Annotated in this window: 24 protein-coding genes; 5 read left to right on the top strand and 19 right to left on the bottom strand. The window is 45.9% G+C overall.

What is annotated here, in order from left to right; all coding sequences use genetic code 11:
* Window positions 1-39 precede the first annotated feature (39 nt).
* The 15 genes from AALA56_RS02310 to cdaA all read right to left on the bottom strand — a co-directional run bounded on the left by AALA56_RS02310 (window position 40) and on the right by cdaA (window position 13231).
* Complete coding sequence (locus AALA56_RS02310) at window positions 40-1173, bottom strand: Mbeg1-like protein (RefSeq protein ID WP_369908586.1); 1134 nt, start codon at window positions 1171-1173, stop codon at window positions 40-42.
* Between the two features lie 128 nt (window positions 1174-1301).
* Complete coding sequence (locus AALA56_RS02305) at window positions 1302-1769, bottom strand: GNAT family N-acetyltransferase (RefSeq protein WP_369908585.1); 468 nt, start codon at window positions 1767-1769, stop codon at window positions 1302-1304.
* Between the two features lie 27 nt (window positions 1770-1796).
* Window positions 1797-2447: an HD domain-containing protein gene (locus AALA56_RS02300; protein ID WP_369908584.1), complete on the bottom strand. Its 651-nt coding sequence runs from the start codon at window positions 2445-2447 to the stop codon at window positions 1797-1799.
* Window positions 2448-2483: 36 nt separating this feature from the next.
* Window positions 2484-3182 carry an aspartate/glutamate racemase family protein gene (locus AALA56_RS02295; protein ID WP_369908583.1) on the bottom strand — a complete coding sequence of 233 codons (699 nt, stop codon included), beginning with the start codon at window positions 3180-3182 and terminating at the stop codon, window positions 2484-2486.
* 112 nt (window positions 3183-3294) lie between these two features.
* Complete coding sequence (gene lepA / locus AALA56_RS02290) at window positions 3295-5118, bottom strand: translation elongation factor 4 (RefSeq protein WP_369908582.1); 1824 nt, start codon at window positions 5116-5118, stop codon at window positions 3295-3297.
* Between the two features lie 123 nt (window positions 5119-5241).
* Window positions 5242-5658, bottom strand: a complete 417-nt coding sequence (gene ndk / locus AALA56_RS02285; protein WP_369908581.1) for a nucleoside-diphosphate kinase — start codon at window positions 5656-5658, stop codon at window positions 5242-5244.
* Between the two features lie 142 nt (window positions 5659-5800).
* On the bottom strand, window positions 5801-5965 hold the full coding sequence (locus AALA56_RS02280; protein ID WP_164683206.1) for a hypothetical protein: 165 nt from the start codon (window positions 5963-5965) through the stop codon (window positions 5801-5803).
* Between the two features lie 95 nt (window positions 5966-6060).
* Window positions 6061-6705 carry a TIGR01906 family membrane protein gene (locus AALA56_RS02275; RefSeq protein WP_369908618.1) on the bottom strand — a complete coding sequence of 215 codons (645 nt, stop codon included), beginning with the start codon at window positions 6703-6705 and terminating at the stop codon, window positions 6061-6063.
* Window positions 6695-7468, bottom strand: a complete 774-nt coding sequence (locus tag AALA56_RS02270; RefSeq protein ID WP_369908580.1) for a TIGR01457 family HAD-type hydrolase — start codon at window positions 7466-7468, stop codon at window positions 6695-6697. The genes AALA56_RS02275 and AALA56_RS02270 overlap by 11 nt, the downstream gene beginning before the upstream one ends.
* 9 nt (window positions 7469-7477) lie before the next feature.
* Window positions 7478-8209: an acyl-ACP thioesterase domain-containing protein gene (locus AALA56_RS02265; RefSeq protein ID WP_369908579.1), complete on the bottom strand. Its 732-nt coding sequence runs from the start codon at window positions 8207-8209 to the stop codon at window positions 7478-7480.
* 3 nt (window positions 8210-8212) lie between these two features.
* Window positions 8213-9343, bottom strand: a complete 1131-nt coding sequence (gene hemW / locus AALA56_RS02260; protein ID WP_369908578.1) for a radical SAM family heme chaperone HemW — start codon at window positions 9341-9343, stop codon at window positions 8213-8215.
* Window positions 9344-9384: 41 nt separating this feature from the next.
* A complete protein-coding gene (locus AALA56_RS02255) occupies window positions 9385-9909 on the bottom strand; it encodes a GNAT family N-acetyltransferase (protein ID WP_369908577.1) in 525 nt (174 codons plus the stop codon).
* 107 nt (window positions 9910-10016) lie between these two features.
* Window positions 10017-11369, bottom strand: a complete 1353-nt coding sequence (gene glmM / locus AALA56_RS02250) for a phosphoglucosamine mutase (protein WP_369908576.1) — start codon at window positions 11367-11369, stop codon at window positions 10017-10019.
* 51 nt (window positions 11370-11420) lie between these two features.
* Window positions 11421-12386, bottom strand: a complete 966-nt coding sequence (locus AALA56_RS02245; RefSeq protein ID WP_369908575.1) for a CdaR family protein — start codon at window positions 12384-12386, stop codon at window positions 11421-11423.
* A complete protein-coding gene (gene cdaA / locus AALA56_RS02240) occupies window positions 12383-13231 on the bottom strand; it encodes a diadenylate cyclase CdaA (protein ID WP_369908574.1) in 849 nt (282 codons plus the stop codon). The genes AALA56_RS02245 and cdaA overlap by 4 nt, the downstream gene beginning before the upstream one ends.
* A gap of 159 nt (window positions 13232-13390) precedes the next feature.
* Here cdaA and murT point away from each other — a divergent pair, with 159 nt between their 5' ends.
* Window positions 13391-14734, top strand: coding sequence for a lipid II isoglutaminyl synthase subunit MurT (gene murT, locus AALA56_RS02235; protein WP_369908573.1), 1344 nt, complete (start codon window positions 13391-13393; stop codon window positions 14732-14734).
* Window positions 14734-15519 carry a lipid II isoglutaminyl synthase subunit GatD gene (gene gatD, locus AALA56_RS02230; RefSeq protein WP_369908572.1) on the top strand — a complete coding sequence of 262 codons (786 nt, stop codon included), beginning with the start codon at window positions 14734-14736 and terminating at the stop codon, window positions 15517-15519. Before murT ends, gatD begins: the two co-directional genes overlap by 1 nt.
* A gap of 34 nt (window positions 15520-15553) precedes the next feature.
* Here the strand turns inward: gatD and AALA56_RS02225 are convergent, their stop codons facing one another.
* On the bottom strand, window positions 15554-16219 hold the full coding sequence (locus AALA56_RS02225) for an HXXEE domain-containing protein (protein ID WP_369908571.1): 666 nt from the start codon (window positions 16217-16219) through the stop codon (window positions 15554-15556).
* A 131-nt stretch (window positions 16220-16350) separates the two neighbouring features.
* Between AALA56_RS02225 and AALA56_RS02220 the strand changes: the two genes are divergently transcribed.
* Window positions 16351-16683 (top strand): TetR/AcrR family transcriptional regulator, encoded by a 333-nt coding sequence (locus AALA56_RS02220; protein ID WP_369908570.1) that lies wholly within the window; start codon window positions 16351-16353, stop codon window positions 16681-16683.
* Window positions 16665-16886 (top strand): hypothetical protein, encoded by a 222-nt coding sequence (locus AALA56_RS02215; RefSeq protein ID WP_369908569.1) that lies wholly within the window; start codon window positions 16665-16667, stop codon window positions 16884-16886. Before AALA56_RS02220 ends, AALA56_RS02215 begins: the two co-directional genes overlap by 19 nt.
* Before the next feature lie 30 nt (window positions 16887-16916).
* Here the strand turns inward: AALA56_RS02215 and AALA56_RS02210 are convergent, their stop codons facing one another.
* The gene (locus AALA56_RS02210; RefSeq protein ID WP_369908568.1) at window positions 16917-17909 is read right to left on the bottom strand and encodes a lipoate--protein ligase; all 993 of its coding nucleotides are present in this window, start codon (window positions 17907-17909) and stop codon (window positions 16917-16919) included.
* A 212-nt stretch (window positions 17910-18121) separates the two neighbouring features.
* Here AALA56_RS02210 and AALA56_RS02205 point away from each other — a divergent pair, with 212 nt between their 5' ends.
* Window positions 18122-18733: a DUF4230 domain-containing protein gene (locus tag AALA56_RS02205; RefSeq protein ID WP_369908567.1), complete on the top strand. Its 612-nt coding sequence runs from the start codon at window positions 18122-18124 to the stop codon at window positions 18731-18733.
* Window positions 18734-18801: 68 nt separating this feature from the next.
* Here AALA56_RS02205 and lpdA read toward each other — a convergent pair whose 3' ends face one another.
* The gene (gene lpdA, locus AALA56_RS02200; RefSeq protein ID WP_369908566.1) at window positions 18802-20556 is read right to left on the bottom strand and encodes a dihydrolipoyl dehydrogenase; all 1755 of its coding nucleotides are present in this window, start codon (window positions 20554-20556) and stop codon (window positions 18802-18804) included.
* 185 nt (window positions 20557-20741) lie between these two features.
* Entirely contained in the window at window positions 20742-22118 is a 1377-nt protein-coding gene (locus tag AALA56_RS02195) for a dihydrolipoamide acetyltransferase (RefSeq protein ID WP_369908565.1), read from the bottom strand.
* Window positions 22119-22124: the final 6 nt, after the last annotated feature.

The following is a 22124-nucleotide window of genomic DNA, read 5'->3' as shown; positions in this document are numbered from 1 at the left end:
GACAAAAATCGTCAAATGCGATTTTGTTCCACTCTCTTATTATTTATCTCGATGTTCTTGTGGTGCTGGGTGTTTTTTGAAATTTTCCGCCACAAAGTTGGTCGTAAACTGTGCCAGCAGCAGCGTAGCTGAGTGGGTCAATAGATGGCGCTTTGCCTTGTCTAGAGAGCCAAACTGCGCAAGAGCAGCTAGGATTTTCCATTTTTCGTCAAAGGTAAAATCGCTAAAACGGCTCAGCCCATTGTCCAAAAAACTATCAAACACCAAGTCAAATATCTGCTTGAGCTCGTGAATGCCAAGCTCATCTGTCCACTCCTTGAAGGTCTTTTCAAGACTACGACTGACCTCACCTTGATGGGTCGCCTCTTGAAACGTCCCAAGGTGTTTTAAGTCTACCTGCCAAGAAAAAATATTGTGCTGACCGATACTAAAGGCATCGCTAACCACTCGCTCTTTGGACTCAAGGTGCCAAAGCATGATACCAACAATCGAGTCCTGCGGCAGATAACCTTGCACCTTGTCTTTGATATTGAGATAGCCCTCTCTTGTTAGCATATACTCTTGGACACCTGGGGAATCTAACCAAATGATACGACTGACCTTGTCCTGCAAGTCCGTTGGAAGTTGAGTGCTAGCGTAGAGGGCAAGATTGCCTCCCTTTGAATGCCCTGATATGACAATTTCCCCTTCCAAATGCGGCAAGAGATGTTTGAGATAGCGAATGGCAGAGCGGTGCGATGGAATCTCACGCATATAAGTCAGCTTAAAGTCCTCTTTCCAACCAATCAACGTGTCATCTGTCCCACGAAAAACGATTTGGTGATAGTTGCCATCTGGCAAGGTAAACAAAGCCGCTGCAAACTGGCGCTCAAACTCAACAGTGATACTGCTGACATAGTGGCTAATGGTTAGGTTTTCAAAACGCTTTGAAATCGCCATAAGATAGCTCAACCGTAGACAATTTTCAGTGATGAGAGCCCCTACCTGCAGGCGCTCGACATTTTCCTCTAAAAAGTCAAATAAGGTCTGGCTATCAGACGTCGTCCAGCCAGCAAGCTCGCCAAAAGGGATGTAGGCAAGTTCATTGATACAAATACAATCTAGGTCATTTAGTGGTAAATCGCCAAATGATAGGTCTTTTGCTGCTTTAAGATAGTTTAATAAATTTGGCATAGTATTTACTCTTCTCATATTTCATTCATTTTAATTGCCTTTATTGTAGCGACTTTTGTGATAGCTGTCAAGTTTAGACAAGTGCTTGTTTGACAAAAACCCGCAAATGTACATTTGCGGGTTTTCACTTAGTCGAGGATGTACTCGAGTTTGTATTCTTGCGGTTTTAGCCCTAGGCGCTCGTAAAAGCGTTTGGCACCGTCGTTGCCTTCCCAGACATCTAGCGTAATGTTGTAGCAGCCCTGCTCTTTGGCAAAGGCAAGTGCAAACTGGTAAAATTGCTCGCCTAGCTTTTGCCCTCGTGCCTTTTCATCCACACACAAATCGTCAATAAACAAGATCTTATGCGGTTTCTTTGGCGCTTTTGCCTCCTCAATCACTGTAAAGAGGTGCCCTAAAATGGCACCGTTTTCCCCCTCGTAGACAAAGACAGGGCGCATGTCATCCTCCATGAGCGCTGTTAATTCTTCAGTGGTGAACTTGCTGCCCTTAGCTTCAAAAATATCTGGGCGGAGTTTGTGATGGTGTTCTAAAATCTGCGCCAGCAAAGCTTCAATTGCTGGAATGTCTTCTTTTGTCGCACGACGAATCGGCATAATATCATTTCCTTTCTTCGGTCTTTTCTAGGACTTGGTGTCCCATTCTGCTAAAAATTCTTCTAAATAATCTTCTAAAAACTGATGACGATGAAGCGCTAAGGTCTTAGCGTAGTCGGTGTTCATCAGGTCTTTTAGCTTGAGCAGTTTCTCGTAAAAATGCATGATAGCGGTATCTTGACCACTGCGGTAGTCACGAAGAGTAAGCAGCTCTCTGGCTGTCCTATTAGGGTCGTAAATCGGGCGCCCCTTGGCACCTGAATAGGCAAACACCCGAGCAATCCCAATAGCACCAATAGCGTCCAGCCTATCAGCGTCTTGAACGACCTGCCCCTCTAGTGTCGTCATAGGTGGATTGGTGCCACCTTTGAAGGACATGTTTTTGATGATAGTCATCACATGCTGGCAGTCTTTTTCGGCTAAGCCCTGCTCAAGAAGCCAGAGAAAAAGCTCTTCTTCTCTCTTTTTAGAGTCAGCTACCAGCTTTTCATCTGCCACATCGTGAAGAAGCGCAGCCAACTCGCAGATAAAGACATCTGCTCCTTCTTTTTGCGCCATTGTGCCTGCAAGATTTCTCACCCGCACAATATGCCACCAATCATGACCGCTACTATCACCCTCACAGCTCTCGTAAGCTAACTTTTCCGCAGCTAATAAGATATCCCTTTTATCACGCATATTTTTACCTCGGTCTCTATTGTACCATAAAACGGTTTATGTGAGTGACCACTGAGCGGCTTTTTTAGCATGGATAAGGGTCGTGTCAAAGACAGGCAGGCTAGAATCTTCTGGCTTAATCAAGAGACCAATCTCCGTGCAGCCAAGGATAACTGCTTCTGCTCCCCTGTCTTTCAACTCTTGGATAATACGCTGATACTGCGTGCGAGACTCCTCCAAAACACGCCCCAAGCAAAGCTCTTGATAAATGACGTCATTAACCAGTTCAATGTCAGCAGCATTTGGTACTAAAGTCTCTAAGCCTTTTTGCGTCAGCACATCTTTGTAAAAATCTTGGGTCATAGTGTACTTGGTCCCTAGAAGCGCTACCTTTTGAATGCCTTGGCTAAGCAGGCTATCTGCAGTCGCCTCGGCAATGTGCAACATGGGAATGGTAAGCTCTTTTTCCATCTGCGGGACAATCTTGTGCATGGTATTGGTACAGATGACAATCACATCAGCCCCAGCTTGCTCTAAGTTTTTAGCGGCTTTTGTCAAAATAGCTGCGCTTCTCTCCCAGTCGCCACTAGACTGACACGCCTCAATCTCCGCAAAATCCACACTGTAGAGGAGAATTTTAGCCGAGTGCAAGCCACCTAGCGCTTCCTTGACCGTCTCATTGATGACTTGATAATAGGTTATCGTACTTCCCCAACTCATCCCGCCGATGAGCCCGATGACTTTTGTCTGCTTCATACTGCCCTCCTAGAATAAATAAAGTGATTGCATTATACGCTTATCTGTTAAACATGTCAACATTACACAAAAAACCTTGAAATGACTTCAAGGTTTTACGTGTTTATTCCGTTTATTCTTCGTCCATAGAAAGCACGCTGAGGAAGGCTTCTTGTGGGACTTCGACAGAGCCGATGGCTTTCATGCGTTTTTTACCTGCTTTTTGCTTTTCGAGAAGCTTACGCTTACGAGAGACGTCACCACCATAACACTTGGCAAGGACGTTTTTACGCAGGGCTTTGATGTCTGTACGTGCCACGATTTTTTGACCGATAGCGGCTTGGATAGGCACTTCAAACTGCTGACGAGGGATGATTTTCTTGAGTTTCTCAACGATGAGTTTCCCACGCTCATAGGCAAATTCCTTGTGCACGATAAAGCTGAGGGCGTCCACCTTGTCACCATTGAGGAGAATATCCATCTTGACCAGCTGGGACTTGCGGTACTCTGAAATCTCGTAGTCAAAGCTAGCGTAGCCACGAGTAGAGCTTTTAAGCTTGTCAAAGAAGTCAAAAACAATCTCAGCTAGCGGGATTTGGTAGATGACATTGACACGATTGTCGTCAATATAATCCATAGTCACAAAGTCGCCACGCTTACGCTGGCAAAGCTCCATGACCGCTCCGACAAACTCTTGTGGGACCATGATTTGCGCCTTGACATAAGGCTCTTCGATGTAGTCGACACGTGTCGGGTCTGGAAATTCGCTCGGGTTAGACACTTCAATCATCTCACCGTCTGTTGTCGTCACGTGGTAAACTACGGACGGCGCTGTCATGATGAGGTCAATGTTGAACTCACGCTCCAAGCGCTCTTGGATGACATCCATGTGAAGGAGCCCTAAGAAACCACAGCGAAAACCAAAGCCTAAAGCCTGCGACGTCTCTGGCTCAAACTGGAGACTGGCGTCGTTGAGTTGCAACTTCTCAAGCGCTTCACGCAGGTCGTTGTATTTGTTGGACTCGATTGGGTAAAGTCCTGCAAAGACCATTGGGTTCATTTGCTTATAACCATGCAGTGGCTCTGCTGCTGGATTATTTGCCAGAGTCACGGTATCTCCGACACGAGTGTCCGCCACTGTCTTGATAGAAGCTGCGATGTAGCCAACATCTCCTGTCGCAAGGAAATCACGTCCAACTGCCTTTGGTGTGAAAATGCCGACCTCAGTCACGTCAAAGGTCTTGCCATTGCTCATGAGCTGAATGGTGTCCCCAGGCTTGACCATGCCGTTAATAATGCGCACCTGCAGGATAACCCCACGGTAAGCGTCATAAACCGAGTCAAAGATAAGGGCTTGAAGCGGTGCTTCCAAATCACCAGCAGGTGCTGGGACTTTCTCAACGATTTGCTCCAAAATCTCCTCAATCCCAATACCAGCCTTGGCTGAAGCCAGCACCGCCTCTGAAGCGTCCAGCCCAATCACATCTTCAATCTCGGTGCGCACACGCTCTGGGTCAGCTGCGGGCAGGTCGATTTTATTGATAACAGGCAGGATTTCAAGGTCATTGTCTAGCGCTAGATAGACGTTAGCTAGAGTCTGTGCTTCAATCCCTTGCGCTGCGTCGACGACCAAAATCGCCCCCTCACAGGCAGCAAGAGATCGAGACACCTCATAGGTAAAGTCCACGTGCCCCGGTGTGTCAATCAAGTGGAAAATATAGGTCTCGCCGTCTTTTGCCGTATAGTTAAGCTCAATGGCGTTTAGCTTAATGGTAATCCCACGCTCACGCTCCAAGTCCATACTATCAAGGAGCTGCGCCTGCATTTCACGGCTAGATACCGTCTCTGTCGCCTCCAAGATACGGTCAGCCAGCGTCGACTTCCCATGGTCAATGTGGGCAATAATCGAGAAATTGCGGATTTTTTCCTGTCGTTGTTTCAGTTCTTCAATATTCATGTCATCTTCCTATACTAATCTAGTCTCACCTATTATTATACCAAAAAGCGCCACAGACAGAAAGAGACAAAGCCACTTCTTTATCTCTCAGCAAAAAAGCCTAGCCTTGCTAGACCTTTCCCTTTATTTTCCAAGCCAGAGAGCAATCTCACGCTCTGCGGATTCTTTTGAGTCTGAGCCGTGAACCACGTTGAAGGTAGCGCCACCTTCAGCCGGTGCTTGGGCAAAGTCTCCACGGATACTGCCTAAAACAGCGTCCTTAGGGTTAGTGGCGCCCATCATAGTACGCCATGTTTGGATGACGTCATTTCCTGAAATAACGCCAATCACCACAGGACCGCTGGTCATATAGTCGACGATCTGCGGGAAGAAAGGACGGTCAACCAAGTCCTCATAGTGCTTGCGCAAAAGCTCCTCACTCGCCATGCGCACCTCTAAATGCTCAATGGTAAAAGTACGACGCTCAATGCGTATCAAAATCTCTCCAACCAGCCCTCTTTTCACACCGTCAGGTTTGATGATAAAAAACGTTTGTTCCAAAATCGTCACTCCTCTTTTTTTAGTTACCTTATTTTATCATATCCTTTGAAAAATGTAAAAAATTGAAAATCATAACATTCATTTTCACAAGATTAAGCTAAAAATAGCTGTAACCCAACAAGTAAGCCACAGCTATTTCACCTTAATGACGAAGGGTAAAGCCCATCATCTCTAACAATTGGTCATGAAAAGGGAATCCAGCCTTCTTAAACGCCTGCATCTCCTCAACCAAATCCATAAGCTCTGGAATGAGAAAAACAGCAAGTAGAGCAAAAGCCAAAAGGCTTAACATCAGATATAGCATCATAACGACACCCCCTTTTGTACAAAAGGACGATTAACGTCAAACCAATCTTCTACACCTTTAGTATAGCAGATAAGAGGCGTTTTTGCAAGCGGTTTCTATATTGCTGTTTCCAGCCTTTTCTTGAGCTGACAGCGTGCCGTTATTACTAGCCCCCAAAAGACCAGCTCATAGAGGAGGAAAAAGAGCACAAAGCAGTGTAAAAATAGGTCCTCAGGCAGGATGTAGATGACAGGGTCTACTAGTGGATCAAAGACCCAGCTCGTATCTCCTGGAAAGAGCAACTGATGAAAATAAGTGAAAAATCTATCAAAGCCTACCAGCACCGCCATTAGCAAAAAAAGCAAGGGCAAAATTGCTAAAACCACAAAAGCTCTCTGATAGAGAAATAGGATCTTTTGCTTTAGCTGACGGTAGAAAAAGACCAGAGCAAGAGGGCTAAAAAGCAGTGCCACACCTTGTGCTAGGTGAAAGAGACGCTTGACATCTAAAAAGTGCTTGAGTCCCATAGCAGACGAGGGGAAATCATTCATAGCAAGTTTTCCTGCAAATGGGTTGGTCAGATAAGTCATGAGCTGGTTGAAATTGTGCCGGATGTCCGCTTTACTGAGCTCTACGACATCAGTCAGGCGCAAAAAGTCTATCTCAAAAGGGTAGGCAAGCCAAGCGATATAGATGGTTGCCACCACACAGAGCGCTACCAGCCAAAGGACACTAAAGGGAAAAAGCCACTTATTTCTCATCAAAATTCCACTCATCTAGGCTATCTAGGACAAAGTCCGGCTTGATAGGAAGCGTTGGCAGATCTTCCTTGGTTGTAAATCCAGTCAAAACCAATAGAGTAGCAATGTCATTTTTGATACCTGCTGTGATGTCAGTCATGTAGTTATCACCGACCATGATGGCTTTGGAGCGCTCAACACCGAGGTGCTCAAGAGCTTTATTCATGATGACAGCTTCTGGTTTTCCGATGATGATAGGCTTCACTCGAGTGGCTGCCTCAAGGAGCGCCAAAAGACTGCCTGCACCTGGCATAAGCCCACGCTCTGTCGGGATGTTGAGGTCTGGGTTGGTTCCGATAAAGACCGCTCCTTTTTGGATAGCAAGGGTCGCTGTGGCTAGCTTATCATAAGTGACCTCCCAGTCCAGCCCGACAACGACATAGGCAGGATTTTCCGTGTCCTCCTCATAGCCCGCTGCAGAGATGGCTGACTTTAGCCCTTCAGCACCGATGACATAGGCGGTCTTGCCACGGTTCATGTCGTTCATATAGTCCACAGTCGCCATAGTCGCTGTGTAGATGGTCTCAAGCGGTGTGGTGACGTTGAACTGACTTGACAGCATGCTTTGTATCATCTCTGGCGTGCGTGTCGTGTTATTGGTCACTAGCATATAGGGAATCTTGCGCTCCTGTAAGCGCTCGATGAAGCGCTCACCTGCAGGAATGCGCTCACTGCCCTTATAAATCGTCCCATCCAAATCAATCAAATAACCTTGATATGTCATAGTCACTCCTTATTCTTTTTCTTGCCATTCGATAATGGCTTGCGCATGCACCGCGCCGTCGGCTGTGATTTCATGCTTAGTTGTATTCTCAAGTATCTCAACTCTTGAGACAATGTCGCTACCATAGTGGATTTCCTTGACATACTTGAGGTCAATGGTCTTTGGCACATGCCCCTTTAAAAAGTCAAAGTCAACGACCTCAAACATCCACTCCAGGTACTTGCTGTTATTGACATGCCCATTCATATCAAGGTCAAAATAACGCACGTGATACAGCGTATCACTAGCGTTTTCCAACGCCTTGTAGCGTGGTCCACGGATGACTTTCTTGATTTTCTCGCTCTCGTAGACGCTGACAATGTCCTCAACGACAGGGTGCACTTTTCTCGTCTCAAAGTCCATGAGGACAAAGACAGAAAAAATAGTCATAATCTTGTCGCCATCCTCGCCGTAAATGTAGAAATTGCGGTAGCAAAAGAGACGATTGTAAGAAATAGCCTCGGTCTCGATACGAATCTTCTCAGCATAGCGTGGCAGACGGATAATGTCCAAGTGATAGTCGGTAATCACCCAAACCAAGCCGTACTGCTCAAAAATCGCCTCATCACTGACGCCGAGCTGTAGCGAATGTCTGCCAGATACCTGCAAAGCCAGCGACAAGAGCTGCGGCAATTTCATATAATGGTTGACATCTGTCTCATAAAAAGGTACTTGATACGGTTCACTGTATAATAAGCCCATAATTCACTCCAAAATAAATTTTTCTGCGACGGTATCCCCTAAAAACAACCCCTTTTTCGTCATGCGAACATTGTCCTTCTCCACAATGAGAAGCCCGTCACGCTCTAAGTCTTCAACGACTTGACCATAGCGTGTCCAAAAGGACAGCCCAAACTTCTCCTCAAAGCGTGCAGTTGAGACACCTGTTTTTTTTCTCAGTCCCAAAAAAAGCTCTTCCTCCATCTTCTCATCTAAGGTCAAGACCTCTTCAGATAGCCTAGCATTGCCACTAGAGATGCCTTTTAGGTAGTGTTGGATAGGTCCTCGGTTGCGATAGCGCACGCCATCTAGATAACCTGAAGCGCCCGCTCCCACACCGTAATACTCGGCATTGTCCCAATACATGAGGTTGTGGCGGCTCTCAAAGCCAGACTTTGTGAAGTTTGAAATCTCATAGTGCTCAAAGCCTTTTTGCTCCAGCTGGTCGATGATATACTCAAACATCTCCGCTTCCAAGTCCTCAGTCGGCAGATTCAGCTTGCCTCGTCGCATGCGGTTCATGAAAACCGTGTGATGTTCGAGGATGAGACTATAGAGACTCAGGTGCGGAATATCAAGTGCTAGCGCTTTTTGGACATTGTCACGGACATCATCCATGGTCTGCCCTGGAAGCGCATAAATCAAGTCAATCGAGATATTGTCAAAGCCTGCTTGCTTGAGAGCGTCGATACTTTCATAGATCTGTGCTTCATTGTGGCTGCGCCCAATTTTCTTTAGATGACGGTCGTTAAAGGTCTGCACACCAAGCGACACTCGGTTGACAGCTGAGTTCTTGAGCACAGCGATTTTATCCGCCGTCAAGTCCCCAGGATTTGCCTCGATGGTGAACTCCTCTAAGCTTGATACATCTAGGTTTTTGGTCAAATTGTCCAAGAGATAAGCCAGTTGCTCAGCGCTGATAGCAGTTGGCGTCCCACCACCGATATAGAGAGTCTTTAGTGTTTTAATACCATAGCTGTTCCATTCAGCAATAAGCGCCCGCAGGTAATCATCAACAGGCTGATTTTTGATAAAAACCTTTGAAAAATCACAATAATAACAAATTTGTGTGCAAAAAGGGATGTGTACATAAGCGGAAGTTGGTTGTTTAAACATAAAACTATTGTAACATTTTCAAGGATAAAAAGGGAGACTTTTTAATCTCTTAGCGCTTTCATCAGTTTAGGATTGCTGCTATCTTTCTGATAACCCCGCTTTTCCATAAAGGTCTGTAAAAGGCTAGCGCTCGTCAAAATGCAAAGTCTCTTGGTCTCATAATGCTCTTTCGCATAGCTTTCAATAGCTTGGTAAAATCCTTCACCGAGACCCTGTCCTAGTCTGTCTGGACGCAGTGCAAAGCGCAAAACAAGCTCATCGCAAGTCACATCAAAATGACACAGACCGACAAAGGCACCATTATAGATGACCTCAAAAGTCTGTTCATCTATTGTGCTGAGCAGACGAGCAAGCTCCTCCTCATCACACAGAGGATAGTTTGTAGGATATTGCCAGCAAGTAGCTTCCTGTGCTCGCTTCTTTGCTAAAGGCTGGATGTAAAAGTAAGGCTGCTCCAGCAAGCGCAAAAAGCACTTGGTCAGATACTTGATACGACGGCTTTGCGTTGCAGGATTTTCTGTCTCGTGGACATAATCCCTGTAGCGCTCTTGGTACTCAGGTATCATCTACGTCAAAATGGTCTTAGCCTTCCCACTAAAACGCTCTGAAAATGCTTCTATCGTCTCCATGCTCACCTTTCTTCTAAAAAAGAGGTTATACAACCTCTTTTTATCTATTCGATACCGATTTCTTTTCGGACAACATCTGCAATGGTGTCAACGTAATAGTCTACTTCCTCATGTGTTGGTGCTTCTGCCATGACACGAAGGAGCGGCTCTGTACCACTTGGACGTACCAAGATACGACCGTTACCTGCCATCTCATCCTCCATCTTATGGATAATGTCTGCGATAGCTGGCACTTCCATGGCATTGTGCTTCATGCTGTTTTCCACACGGATATTGACCAGTTTTTGTGGGTAAATAGTCACCTCAGCAGCAAGCTCTGACAGTGTTTTACCACTTTCTTTGACCACTTTTGCCAGCTGAATGGCAGTCAATTGCCCATCTCCTGTGGTGTTGTAATCCATGATGATGACATGCCCTGACTGCTCACCACCGAGATTGTAGCCAGACTTGCGCATTTCCTCAACCACGTAGCGGTCACCCACAGCGGTAACGGTTTTTTCAATGCCCTCACGCTCAAGCGCTTTGTGGAAACCAAGGTTGGACATGACCGTTGTGACAATGGTGTTTTTTGCCAACTGCCCTTTTTGAGAGAGGTATTTGCCGATGATGTACATGATTTTATCACCATCAACCAGCTCGCCATTTTCATCGACAGCAATCAAGCGGTCACTATCGCCGTCAAAGGCAAGTCCCATTTGACAGTCGGATTTTTTGACCAATTCTTGGAGATTTTCAGGATGGGTTGAGCCCACACCGTCATTGATATTGAGACCATTTGGCTGGTCGCCCATGACAGTGATGTCTGCACCAAGGTCTAAAAAGACATCACGAGCAGAGGCAGACGCTGCGCCATTTGCCATATCAAGCGCAATCGGCATACCCTCAAGGTCAATTCCTGTAGATACTAGGAACTTGACATACTTGCGTAAGCCCTCTGGATAGTCTACGACTGTCCCTAAGCCTTCTGCAGATGGTCTAGGGAGTGTATCCTCATCAGCGTCTAAGAGTTCCTCAATCTCAAACTCACGCTCATCATCTAGCTTAAACCCGTCTGCACCAAAGAACTTGATACCATTGTCAAGAGCTGGGTTGTGACTAGCTGAAATCATGACACCGGCGCTCGCTTTTTCCGTGCGAACTAAGTAAGACACACCAGGTGTCGCCACCACACCAAGCAGGTAAACCTCGATACCAACAGACAAAAGCCCAGCGACCAAGGCTGACTCCAAAAGCTGACCTGAGATACGTGTGTCACGCCCAACAAAGACACGTGGACGTTCATTTTCATGCTGACTAAGGACGTAGCCACCAAAACGCCCTAGTTTAAAGGCTAATTCAGGGGTTAATTCAACATTTGCTTCACCACGGACACCGTCCGTTCCAAAATATTTTCCCATAATAATTTGCGAGTTTTCGCTTCCTCCATGTCTAATCTTGTCTATTATCTACTATTTTTTAGTGGTTGTCAACTGAACAGTCACTAGAGCTGGTGTGATGGTCACTTTATCTGTGGATAAGGTGATGGTCTTTGAGGTATCCTTTGTGATATGCGAGATATCAAGGTTAGCTGTAATCTCTGAAGTCGCATCTAGCGCTTCCTTACTACCAGAAATCGTCACCGTATCTTGACTGAGTTTGTAGTCAATCTTACTAAGACTATCGCTCATGGTTCCTGTCAGATTGAGCTTAACAGGGACTTGCTTGGTGAGTTTTGTGACAGAAACACTTAATTTTGCTTTTGATGGGCTGATAATGCCTGCAAGCACCGTTCCGTCCTTAGCAACCGCCTGCAGATTGACCTTGCCACTGTAATCACCTGTCAATACTTTATCCTCTGGTAAGCTGGCTTCCACGTGGTCGATTCTACTGATGATGGACTCGTCACTTGTGACCTTAGCCGTTTTAAGGCTGGTCTCCACTTTAGTCACCTCGTACCCCTCTGCCACTTGGCTAGTAGGGACATTGCTAACCACGTCAAAGGTTTTGGTCTTTTTCTTGCCAATCGTGACCGAGATAGCCTTTGGCTCAACGGTAGCTGTGACATCGCTTGGTAGATTGGTGATTTTGAGCTTGACGGTTTGGGTACCTGTCTTGACATTAGATAAGTCAGCAACAACCTTAAACTGACGGGTATCGCTATTAATCTCAGAATCCAGCTTAACCCGATTGACCGAGCTGAGATAGACCTTTGCTTCATAGGAGTAGCCGCTCACAAAGTATTTGTCATTGTCATACTTGAGGTCAATCGGAACATTGGTTAGCGTGTGGGTGTAGGTCTCCGTCGCTCCTGAAATCTGCGTGCCGACCTTGTTGGTTGTATTGACCGTCGCTGTCAAAAAGAGCAAAAGCGCCAGAAAAAAGGAGATGAGGATGAGCCAGCCTTTATTGCTTAGAAAATCTATTTTTTTTCTCATTGCTTTCTCCCCATTATCTTTTGCAACCAAGTCATGTCGGTCTTATCGTTTTGGATAAGCTCTGCTCTGAGGACAGATTCAAAGTTTTCCTTGGTCAAATCGTGCATAAACTCACCACGCACCGCAATGGAGATACCACCTGTTTCCTCTGAGACGACCACTGTCAGCGCATCTGAGTTTTCAGACAGACCGATAGCGGCACGGTGGCGTGTCCCAAACTCTTTTGAAATTCCCATAGACTCTGTCAAAGGCAGATAAGAGCAGGCTGTCGCAATCTTATCGTCCCGAATGATGACAGCGCCGTCATGGAGCGGTGTGTTGGGGATGAAAATATTGATGAGCAATTCACTCGAGATGTCTGCGTCTAGCGGGATACCTGTTGCAATGTATTCTTGCAGCGTTTGCGTTTGCTCAATCGAAATCAAGGCTCCAATCTTACGAGGACTCATGTAAGCTACTGCTTTTAAAAGAGCATCAACTAGCTTTTCATCCTTACTTTGCTGTGGGCGTTGGCGAAAGACCTGCGTGGTGCGCCCGAATTTTTCAAGACCTGTCCGAATCTCAGGCGCAAAAATCACCACAGCTGCGATAACACCGTAAGTGATGACTTGATTCATCAAATAAGTGATGGTCGTCAGCCCAATCCACTCCGCCACCAAACGTAGAAGCACAAAGAGGATAACCCCTTGGATGAGCGACATAATCTTGGTCCCAGCTAACGCCTTAATCAAGCGATAGATGAGATAGGTCACAATCCCAATGTCCAAGGCATGAATGACAATCAGCCAAGGGTTTTCAATCAGATTTTGCCAAAAGGTATTATTAAACATTTCTAAAAAGTTCATTCATTTACTTCACAATCTTAACTGTACTTTGTTCCACTTTTTTTAATTTTCCATAAACTCAAGCAAAAACAGTCCAAAAGCGGAATACTTTTATTATACCACAAATCAAAAGCAATGTTTCAACTATCCATTTAAATTATTTTTTGGTAGAATGAGGATATGAAATTTAAGACTTTTATGGGAATTACAGCTGGAAAATCAGCGCATTTTGTGTTAAATAAGCTAGGGCGTGGCTCGACTTATCCCGGGCGTCTAGCGCTCAAATGCGACCCTGATATTTTGGATACAATTGCTAAAGATTATGAGATTGTGGTCGTGACAGGCACTAACGGCAAGACCTTGACCACAGCACTTACTGTGGGTATCTTAAAGGAAGCCTTTGGCGAGGTTACTACCAACCCGAGCGGCGCCAATATGATAACGGGTATTGTCTCGACTTTTTTGACTGCTAAAAAAGCCAAGTCTGGCAAGAAAATTGCAGTGCTTGAGATAGACGAGGCGAGCCTGCCAAAAATCACCAAGTACATCACGCCAAGCCTTTTTGTCTTTACCAATATCTTTCGTGACCAGATGGATCGCTACGGTGAGATTTACACGACTTATCAGATGATTTTGGATGGTGCCGCTAACGCTCCAAAAGCGACTATTCTAGCCAATGGTGACAGTCCCCTCTTTAACTCCAAGGAAGTGGTCAATCCTGTGCAGTTTTACGGTTTCGATACGGAGAAAACTGCGCCAAAGCTTGCTCACTACAACACCGAGGGTGTGCTTTGCCCACGTTGTCAAAGTATCCTCAACTATCGCCTCAATACCTATGCCAACCTAGGCGACTACACTTGTCCTAACTGCGACTTTGAGCGACCAAAACTGGACTATGCTCTTACAGAGCTGACAGAGATTACCAACACCTCATCACGTTTTGTCATTGATGGTCAAGACTACAAGATTAACGTCGGTGGTCTCTACAATATCTACAACGCCCTAGCTGCCGTTGCTGTTGCTGAGTACTTTGGCGTGGAGCCAAGCCAGATAAAGACTGGTTTTGACAAGAGCAGAGCTGTCTTTGGACGTCAGGAAACCTTTACCATTGGGGATAAGAGCTGTACCCTTGTCCTCATCAAAAATCCTGTCGGTGCCTCTCAAGCGCTGGACATGATTAAGCTTGCGCCTTATCCATTCACTCTTTCGGTACTTCTCAACGCCAACTACGCTGACGGGATCGATACCAGCTGGATTTGGGATGCTAATTTTGAGGCGATTTTAGACATGGATATTCCAGAGATTTTTGCTGGAGGTGTAAGGCATTCTGAAATCGCACGGCGTCTACGTGTCACAGGCTACCCTGAGGACAAGATTAGACAGGCAGATAAGCTTGCAGATATTATGACCATGATTGAAAAGCAAGAAACCGAGCATGCTTATATCCTTGCGACTTATACTGCTATGCTGGAGTTTCGTGAGATGCTCGCTGAGCGCCACGCTGTGAAAAAGGAGATGAACTAATGACCTATACTTCTCTACAATCGTCTGCTCAAAAGGATTTTCCTTACAGCTTACGCATTGCCCATCTTTATGGTAATCTCATGAATCCCTACGGCGACAATGGAAATATTCTCATGATGAAATACGTCGCTGAAAAGCTAGGAGCGCACGTGACCGTTGATATCGTGTCTATAGGCGATGACTTTGACGACGCTGCCTACAATCTCGTCTTTTTCGGAGGTGGTCAGGACTACGAGCAGTCTATCGTCGCAAAAGACCTCCCTCAAAAACACGACGCTATTGAGCGCTATATCCAAAATGATGGCGTTATCCTTGCTATCTGTGGTGGTTTTCAGCTCCTCGGGCAATACTATGTTCAAGCTAATGGCGAGAAAATCAATGGCATTGGTGTCATGGGGCACTACACCCTCAACCAGCAAAACAACCGCTACATCGGCGACATCAAGATTCATAACGATGAGTTTGACGAGACCTACTATGGGTTTGAAAATCACCAAGGGCGCACCTTCCTCTCAGATGATGAAAAGCCACTTGGCAAGGTCGTCTATGGCAATGGCAACAATAAAGAAGATGGCGGTGAGGGCGTCCACTACAAAAACGTCTTTGGTTCTTATTTCCACGGACCTATCCTCTCACGCAATGCCAATCTAGCTTACCGCCTTGTCACAACAGCTCTTAAAAACAAATACGGCAAGAACATCAAACTCCCTAGCTACGAGGACATCCTCTCTGCTGAAACCCCTGAGGAATATAGTGATGTCAAAAGCAAAGCTGAATTTCAATAGACAAAAATGCTTCCACAAGGAAGCTTTTTCTGTGTTATTTTTTCTGCAACTGTCTGATACGCTCAGCATAGCCACCACGTTCAAACTCAGCTTTTGGAAATGGATAAGGTGATGCTGGGCTTTTTAGAAGTCCGTATCCTATTTTTATCATGAAGCCAGCTACAAAGAGCATGAGATAAACAACACCAAACACGACATCAAGCAGCGTTAGTTGTCCTTTTGTTATGGTATAGTAGAACCAATAACAAGCGATAGGCACATGCCCTAAAATGACAGCACCTAGACCTGGTGAGTAAAAGCGGTTGCCGATTTTCTTTGGCGTGATGATAGCGTGCCCGACAAACTGCAGGAGCCCAAAGACTACAGGCGCAAAGCTAAGCCAAAGGACATTTGGAAAGAAAACAGGTAAAAAGTAAAAGATAAGACTAGCTAGGACATTGATGACCATGGCGTTATTTTGATTGAGCGGATAGCGGTCGCTCGATCCTTCATCACTTGGCTGCATGGCAAGATTAGTAATAGCAGCCTCACCTCCTGGCAGGCGATATTCCTCAAACTGATGCCACCAAATCACAAAGAAATTGAGCAAGGCTAAGCGTGAGAGGACAGAGAGATCTCCCCAGTTGAGAACTAAGTAAAGGGCTGTCAAACTCATAGGAATCAACCTTAAGTCATACCAATGATTGCGTAAAAATGTCATGAGAAACTCCTTTTTAAGATACATTTTGTTTACTTGTGATAGACTTATTATAGTTTTTTTAGAGTAAATGACAAGGGCAAAATGCCTGCTATTACACGCTTTTGACCCTTTTGTAGTCATAGGAGGTCACCATGTTAGACGCACGCTTTTTAAAAACACGCCAGCGCTATTTTGATGCGCTAGAAATTTTACTGAGAGAGCAGAGTTTTGAGAGTACTCGCATTAGCGATCTGGTCAGAGAAACCAAGACCACACGTAAAACCTTTTACAATCACTATCAAGATAAGATCGAGTTGATTGTGGATTATCAAGAAGAGCTCACAAAGGAAATTTTTGCCATCCAGAAAGAACACACACAGCTGGATGAGGACTATTTTTACCAGATTATCACGCTGCTGCGTCAAAAAGGGCTCTGCTGTCTACCCTTCTCAATTATAACGGCTCATTGGAGTTGCAAAGCATGATAAAAAGTCAAATGGTTGAGGCTTGCTTGGTCATGATTTCAGACAAACCGCTCACTCGAGCCAAGCGACACTACCAAGCCCACTTTATGGCAAATGCTATCTTTGGGACGCTGCAATACTATCTCACACTAGACTACGACCGCCCCTCACAGGAAGTCGCCGCTATCATCGCCGAGCTTGTCGCTAAGCTCAATATACTCTAAAAGCCCTCTACACAAGTAGAGAGCTTTTCGTTAAGCTTCGACAATGGCTTTTGCCACTTCTTCAGTGGTCATGCGTGAGAAATACTGGGTTGTGTCGATGGTTTTGAGCTTGGCCAGCACATCACTATATTCGTAGCGTACGCCTTTTAGCAACTCCTCGATGTCCTCGACCCCACGCACGCCAAAGAAATCCCCGTAAATCTTGAGCGACTTGATGATGGAATTTTCCACATCAGCATAGGTCGTGATTTTCCCAGCTGGATAGCGCACGCTACGCTCAATGGTGTACTCTGGCGCTTGTCCGTAGGTCCAATCCCATGTCGCAAACTGCTCGTCACGCAGCTTTTGAATAGCAGCAAGGTCCTCGTCTGTCAGAACATACTCATCCATATCAGGATACTCTTTTTTCATCTGATTAAGCAGAGCGTCGCTAAACTCCTGCACCGTGATTTTCTCTGGCAATTCGTCAACGATATTGGTCACACGGGCACGCACCGACTTGACCCCTTTAGACTCAATCTTATCTTTTGACACCTTGAGGGCTTGTCCTAAGACAGACATATCCACGTCAAAAAGGAGACAACCGTGGTGCATCATGCGCCCTTTGTAGTAGGCTTGCGCATTGCCACAGAACTTTTTGCCGTCAATCTCAAGGTCATTGCGCCCTGTAAATTCCGCCTTAACGCCGAGATTTGCCAGCGTATCAATGACCGGTTTTGAGAAGGTCTTAAAGTCAAAAGCCCCTTCGTCGGATTTGTTAGAGATAATGGTGTAGTTGAGGTTATTCAAATCATGATAAACCGCACCGCCACCAGACAGACGACGCACCACATGGATACCGTGCTCATCGGTGAAGGCCTTGTTTATCTCCTCAATGGTGTTTTGGTGCTTGCCGATGATGATGGCTGGCTCATTGATCCAAAGGATAAAAATCTCATCCAGCGCCGTCAACTCACGAAAAGCGTAAGCTTCAAGGGCGATATTATAAGCAGGATCATGACTGTTATTAACGATATATTTCATAAAAACGCACTCTTTCTAAAAGGTTTTGGGATGTTTTTTCAACACCTAACCGCTTTCATTATAGCAAAACTCCTCTCAAATAGCTAAAAATTGGTTTGTCTTTTTGTCGAAAAATTCTGTAAAGTAAGCCATTTCACCTTGACATAATATATATAATATTTATGGGTAATTTTGTGCTTAGCCCATATTATTATTATTATAGGGGAATGATTATGAAAACTGTGAAAAAAATTCTACTATCCAAAATCTACGTTTGGATAGTCTTAGCTACGGCAGTCTTCTTTGCTTTTGGATATGCCAAGGGTGTCTTTCGTAGCAACGAGGGGGATGTACAGAGCAGTAGCGTCGTTCAGTATGTCAAAGATGCCGAAGAAGTTGTTTTCTTAAATGCTGGGATTGAAAAGATTGTCTCTAAAGAAAATAATACCAACGTCTTTGGACTGTTTAACTTACCTGCTTCTCAAAAGAAATCTATCATCGTTTTAAAATATATCGCAAAATTCGGTATCAAGTCCGCACCAAAAATCACATCAAACGGTGAACATAAGTACACTATCACTTTACCGAAGTATGAGGTCATTGGTATTGAACTCAATAAAACGCAACCGTATGAACTCTACGACACAAGTGGCGGTTTGCTTAGTCTCTCAACAGAGGATGTCGATACTGGCGAACTTGTCTCTAAAGGTCTATCGACTAAAGAACAAACGAAATATCTTAAAGCCTATGTAAAAGATATTACAGCATCTGCTAAAAATTACTACGCCACCTTGCTTAAGGGGGTTGACCCAGATATTGAACTGACCTTCAAAACAACAAACTAAATGTAACTATGCTAAGCACTTGCAATTACTGATTAAAAATACCTTGAGGTTTCTCAAGGTATTTTGCTTTATTTTCGTTTCGGTGGGTTATGAATGGCTTCGCCAAGGACGTCCATAACGGCTTCGTAGAGGACTTCTGAGAAAGTTGGGTGTCCGTGGATGGATTGGGCAACCTCGTCGATGGTGAGTTCCATTTCCATGATGGTAGCTGCTTCGTTGATGATTTCAGCGGCAGCTGGTCCGATGATGTGGACGCCTAAGATTTCGTGATATTTTGGCTCGGAGATAACTTTGACAAAGCCTTCTGCTTCGTTTGAAGCGATGGCACGACCGTTGCCAGCAAAGCTATTTTTGCCGACCAAAATCTCGCCGTACTGCTCACGGGCTTGGTCTTCGGTCAAGCCAACCATTGCCACTTCTGGGTGGGTATAAACGGCTGCTGGTGTGAAGTCGAGATGGGCTTTTCTTGTATTGCCACGCAGGGCATTTTCAGCGGCAATTTCACCCATACGGTAAGCAGCGTGGGCAAGCATTTTGGTACCGTTGACATCCCCTGGAGCGTAGATCCCCTTGATGGAGGTTTCTTGGTAAGCGTCGACCTTGATACGTCCACGCTCAAGCTCTAGGTCAAGATTTTCAAGCCCCTTGAGCTGTGGCACACGACCGATAGAAAGCAAAGCCTTGTCAGCGACAACTTCAGTACCGTCCGCTAATTTCAATGTCAACTGGTTGCCGTGCTCGACAATTTCGCTTAGGGAAGTCGAGGTCAAGAACTTCATGCCGTGCTTTTTAGCGAGGACACGTTGAAGTTCAAGCGACACTTCCTTGTCCATAGCTGGAATGATACGGTCCGCCATCTCAATCACAGTCACTTCCGTGCCGTAAGCCGCATAAACCAGACCCAGCTCGACCCCGACAACGCCACCACCGATAACAGCCAGCGAACTTGGGATTTCTTTCAAGTCAAGGATGTCGTCAGACGTGAGGACAAGCGGTGAGTCGATACCTGGGATGTTGATACGAGAGACTTTTGAGCCTGTGGCAAGGATGATATGTCGTCCTTTGATGACCTTATCACCGATAACCACGGTCTTGTCTGGGTTGACCTGCCCCAAACCGTTGAAAATCTCGACCTTATTTGCTTTCAAAAGCCCACGCACACCGCCAGTCAAGGTCTTGACGACGCCGTCTTTGAAAGCAACGGTCTTGTCCATGTCAATGCTGTAGTTGGTTGAGGCGAGGTTAATCCCACGACCCGCTGCGATTTTCAGTCCGTCGAGAATCTCTGCGTTTTTGAGATAAGTCTTGGTTGGGATACAGCCTTTGTTGAGGCATGTACCACCAAACTCTGACTTTTCAACGATGGCAATCTTGCCACCCAACTGAGCGCCACGAATGGCTGCGTAATAACCAGCAGGTCCACCACCGACGACCACGATGTCGTACTCATCCGCACCCAGCGTTTCTTTTGGCTGGGCTGCTACTTCTGCGACAGCTTCCTTGCTTGGTTGTGCTGGCGCTGTGACAGACTGACCGTCCGCTGCGGTGGTGGTCGCAGTCGCACTTGGCGTTTCCACACTCTCGCCCTCAGCACCGATGTAGGCGATAACCTCAGTGACAGGCACTGTCTCACCTGCTTGGTGCACGATTTTTAGAAGCACGCCCGAGTCCTCTGCCTCAAGCTCCATATTTGTCTTATCCGACATGATTTCAAGGAGAATGTCGCCCTCGTTGACCATATCGCCTTCTTGTTTTTTCCACTCGAGGATCTCGCCTTCCTGCATATCCACCCCGAGTTTTGGCATAATCACTTCAACTGCCATGATGTCTCCTATTCTTTTTATGATTAGAAATTTTGTTTTATACTAATTTAAATTTATGTAAACTAACTCTTCACCCATTTTGTGCTGAACTGAGTTTGCTCGAAACACTTTGGAAAAAAGATAAGTGGGACTTGACAGCAAGCTGTCTGCGTCAACCTCCTATTTTCTCTTCGTTTTTTACGCTCTTATATCAGTAGTTCCATCGGGTTTTCGAGTAGGTTTTTGAGGTCAACCATGAATTTGGCGCCGTTCATGCCGTCAACGATACGGTGGTCGATGGTCAGGCACATTGCCATGATTGGTCGGATAACGACTTCACCGTCAAGCGCTACAGGTGTTGGCACGGTCGCTGCTACCCCTAGGATAGCTGAGTTTGGTTGATTGATGATTGGATTAAAGCTCTTAGTACCAAACATGCCAAGGTTGGTAATGGAGAAGGTTGAACCAGACATTTCAGCAGCTTTTAGCTTGCCGGTCTGTGCTTTTTTGATAACGTCTTTCGAAGCTGTGACAAACTCAGACAGGCTCATCTTGTCCGCACCGTGCACAACTGGCACGACCAGACCATCATCAAGCCCAACCGCAATACCCAGATTGACAAACTGGTGTAGCTTGATTTCCTGAGCGTCATTGATGAGAGAGGCGTTTAGATAGCGGTGCTCTGGTTTCATCAGCGCCTTCACCACCGCAAGTCCAATCAAATCGGTAAAGGTCACTTTGTTACCGGTCTTGTTCATGATTGGCTCAATGACTTGCTTACGCAGGGCAATGAGGTTGGTCATGTCAATGTCATAGTTGAGCGTAAAGGTCGGTGCCGTCAGGTAAGAATGGGTCATGCCTTTTGCAATCGCCTTACGCATAGCACTCATCTTGATGATTTCAACGCCCTCAGGCAAGTCTGGTTTTTCCTCAATCGCTGGTGCTGGCGCTGCTTGTTCAGCCACAGTTGGCTTAATCGCAGCTAGAACATCTGCTTTCATAATCTTACCATTAGTCCCTGTACCTGTGATGGTTGCTAAGTCCAGTCCGTGGTCAAGTGCAATCTTAGCTGCCAGTGGGCTGACCTTAGGCTGTGCGCCCTTGAAGTTCTCCACGTCGTCCTTGTGAATACGTCCATTAGCACCACTGCCTGGGATGATCTCAAGGTCAAGTCCGAGCTTGCGAGCGGTGGCACGGGCAGCAGGCGTGGCACGCACTTTTTCGCCTGCTACACGCTTGCTAGCAACTTCTTGAGCTGGCTCATTAGCTGGCACTGGTTTTATCTGTTCCTGTGGTGTCGGCTGGGCTGGCGCTTGGGTTGTAGTTGTTTCTGCGACCACTTCGCCTTCAGCCCCTAGATAACCGATGACCTCTGTGACAGGCACGACATCGCCATTGCCGTGGACAATCTTAATCAAAACACCAGAATCCTCAGCTTCTAGCTCCATATTGGTCTTGTCCGACATGATTTCAAGGAGGATGTCGCCTTCACTCACCACATCGCCCTCTTGTTTTTTCCACTCGATGATTTCGCCTTCTTGCATGTCCACACCGAGCTTTGGCATTATAATTTCGACAGCCATATTCTA

Source organism: Streptococcus hyointestinalis, assembly GCF_041225505.1.
Classification (GTDB): Bacteria; Bacillota; Bacilli; order Lactobacillales; family Streptococcaceae; genus Streptococcus; species Streptococcus hyointestinalis_B.
This window is presented reverse-complemented; position numbering and strand designations above follow the sequence as displayed.

What these genes read in the sequence shown, in the direction of transcription:
- AALA56_RS02310 (WP_369908586.1), bottom strand. Translation starts at nt 1,173, where the DNA reads ATGCCAAATTTATTAAACTATCTTAAAGCAGCAAAAGACCTATCATTT.
- AALA56_RS02210 (WP_369908568.1), bottom strand. Translation starts at nt 17,909, where the DNA reads ATGAAATATATCGTTAATAACAGTCATGATCCTGCTTATAATATCGCC.
- gatD (WP_369908572.1), top strand. Translation starts at nt 14,734, where the DNA reads ATGACCTATACTTCTCTACAATCGTCTGCTCAAAAGGATTTTCCTTAC.
- AALA56_RS02305 (WP_369908585.1), bottom strand. Translation starts at nt 1,769, where the DNA reads ATGCCGATTCGTCGTGCGACAAAAGAAGACATTCCAGCAATTGAAGCT.
- AALA56_RS02220 (WP_369908570.1), top strand. Translation starts at nt 16,351, where the DNA reads ATGTTAGACGCACGCTTTTTAAAAACACGCCAGCGCTATTTTGATGCG.
- lepA (WP_369908582.1), bottom strand. Translation starts at nt 5,118, where the DNA reads ATGAATATTGAAGAACTGAAACAACGACAGGAAAAAATCCGCAATTTC.
- AALA56_RS02280 (WP_164683206.1), bottom strand. Translation starts at nt 5,965, where the DNA reads ATGATGCTATATCTGATGTTAAGCCTTTTGGCTTTTGCTCTACTTGCT.
- AALA56_RS02195 (WP_369908565.1), bottom strand. Translation starts at nt 22,118, where the DNA reads ATGGCTGTCGAAATTATAATGCCAAAGCTCGGTGTGGACATGCAAGAA.
- AALA56_RS02255 (WP_369908577.1), bottom strand. Translation starts at nt 9,909, where the DNA reads ATGATACCTGAGTACCAAGAGCGCTACAGGGATTATGTCCACGAGACA.
- cdaA (WP_369908574.1), bottom strand. Translation starts at nt 13,231, where the DNA reads ATGAACTTTTTAGAAATGTTTAATAATACCTTTTGGCAAAATCTGATT.
- murT (WP_369908573.1), top strand. Translation starts at nt 13,391, where the DNA reads ATGAAATTTAAGACTTTTATGGGAATTACAGCTGGAAAATCAGCGCAT.
- AALA56_RS02300 (WP_369908584.1), bottom strand. Translation starts at nt 2,447, where the DNA reads ATGCGTGATAAAAGGGATATCTTATTAGCTGCGGAAAAGTTAGCTTAC.
- AALA56_RS02295 (WP_369908583.1), bottom strand. Translation starts at nt 3,182, where the DNA reads ATGAAGCAGACAAAAGTCATCGGGCTCATCGGCGGGATGAGTTGGGGA.
- AALA56_RS02205 (WP_369908567.1), top strand. Translation starts at nt 18,122, where the DNA reads ATGAAAACTGTGAAAAAAATTCTACTATCCAAAATCTACGTTTGGATA.
- AALA56_RS02225 (WP_369908571.1), bottom strand. Translation starts at nt 16,219, where the DNA reads ATGACATTTTTACGCAATCATTGGTATGACTTAAGGTTGATTCCTATG.
- AALA56_RS02270 (WP_369908580.1), bottom strand. Translation starts at nt 7,468, where the DNA reads ATGACATATCAAGGTTATTTGATTGATTTGGATGGGACGATTTATAAG.
- AALA56_RS02245 (WP_369908575.1), bottom strand. Translation starts at nt 12,386, where the DNA reads ATGAGAAAAAAAATAGATTTTCTAAGCAATAAAGGCTGGCTCATCCTC.
- AALA56_RS02275 (WP_369908618.1), bottom strand. Translation starts at nt 6,705, where the DNA reads ATGAGAAATAAGTGGCTTTTTCCCTTTAGTGTCCTTTGGCTGGTAGCG.
- hemW (WP_369908578.1), bottom strand. Translation starts at nt 9,343, where the DNA reads ATGTTTAAACAACCAACTTCCGCTTATGTACACATCCCTTTTTGCACA.
- lpdA (WP_369908566.1), bottom strand. Translation starts at nt 20,556, where the DNA reads ATGGCAGTTGAAGTGATTATGCCAAAACTCGGGGTGGATATGCAGGAA.
- glmM (WP_369908576.1), bottom strand. Translation starts at nt 11,369, where the DNA reads ATGGGAAAATATTTTGGAACGGACGGTGTCCGTGGTGAAGCAAATGTT.
- AALA56_RS02265 (WP_369908579.1), bottom strand. Translation starts at nt 8,209, where the DNA reads ATGGGCTTATTATACAGTGAACCGTATCAAGTACCTTTTTATGAGACA.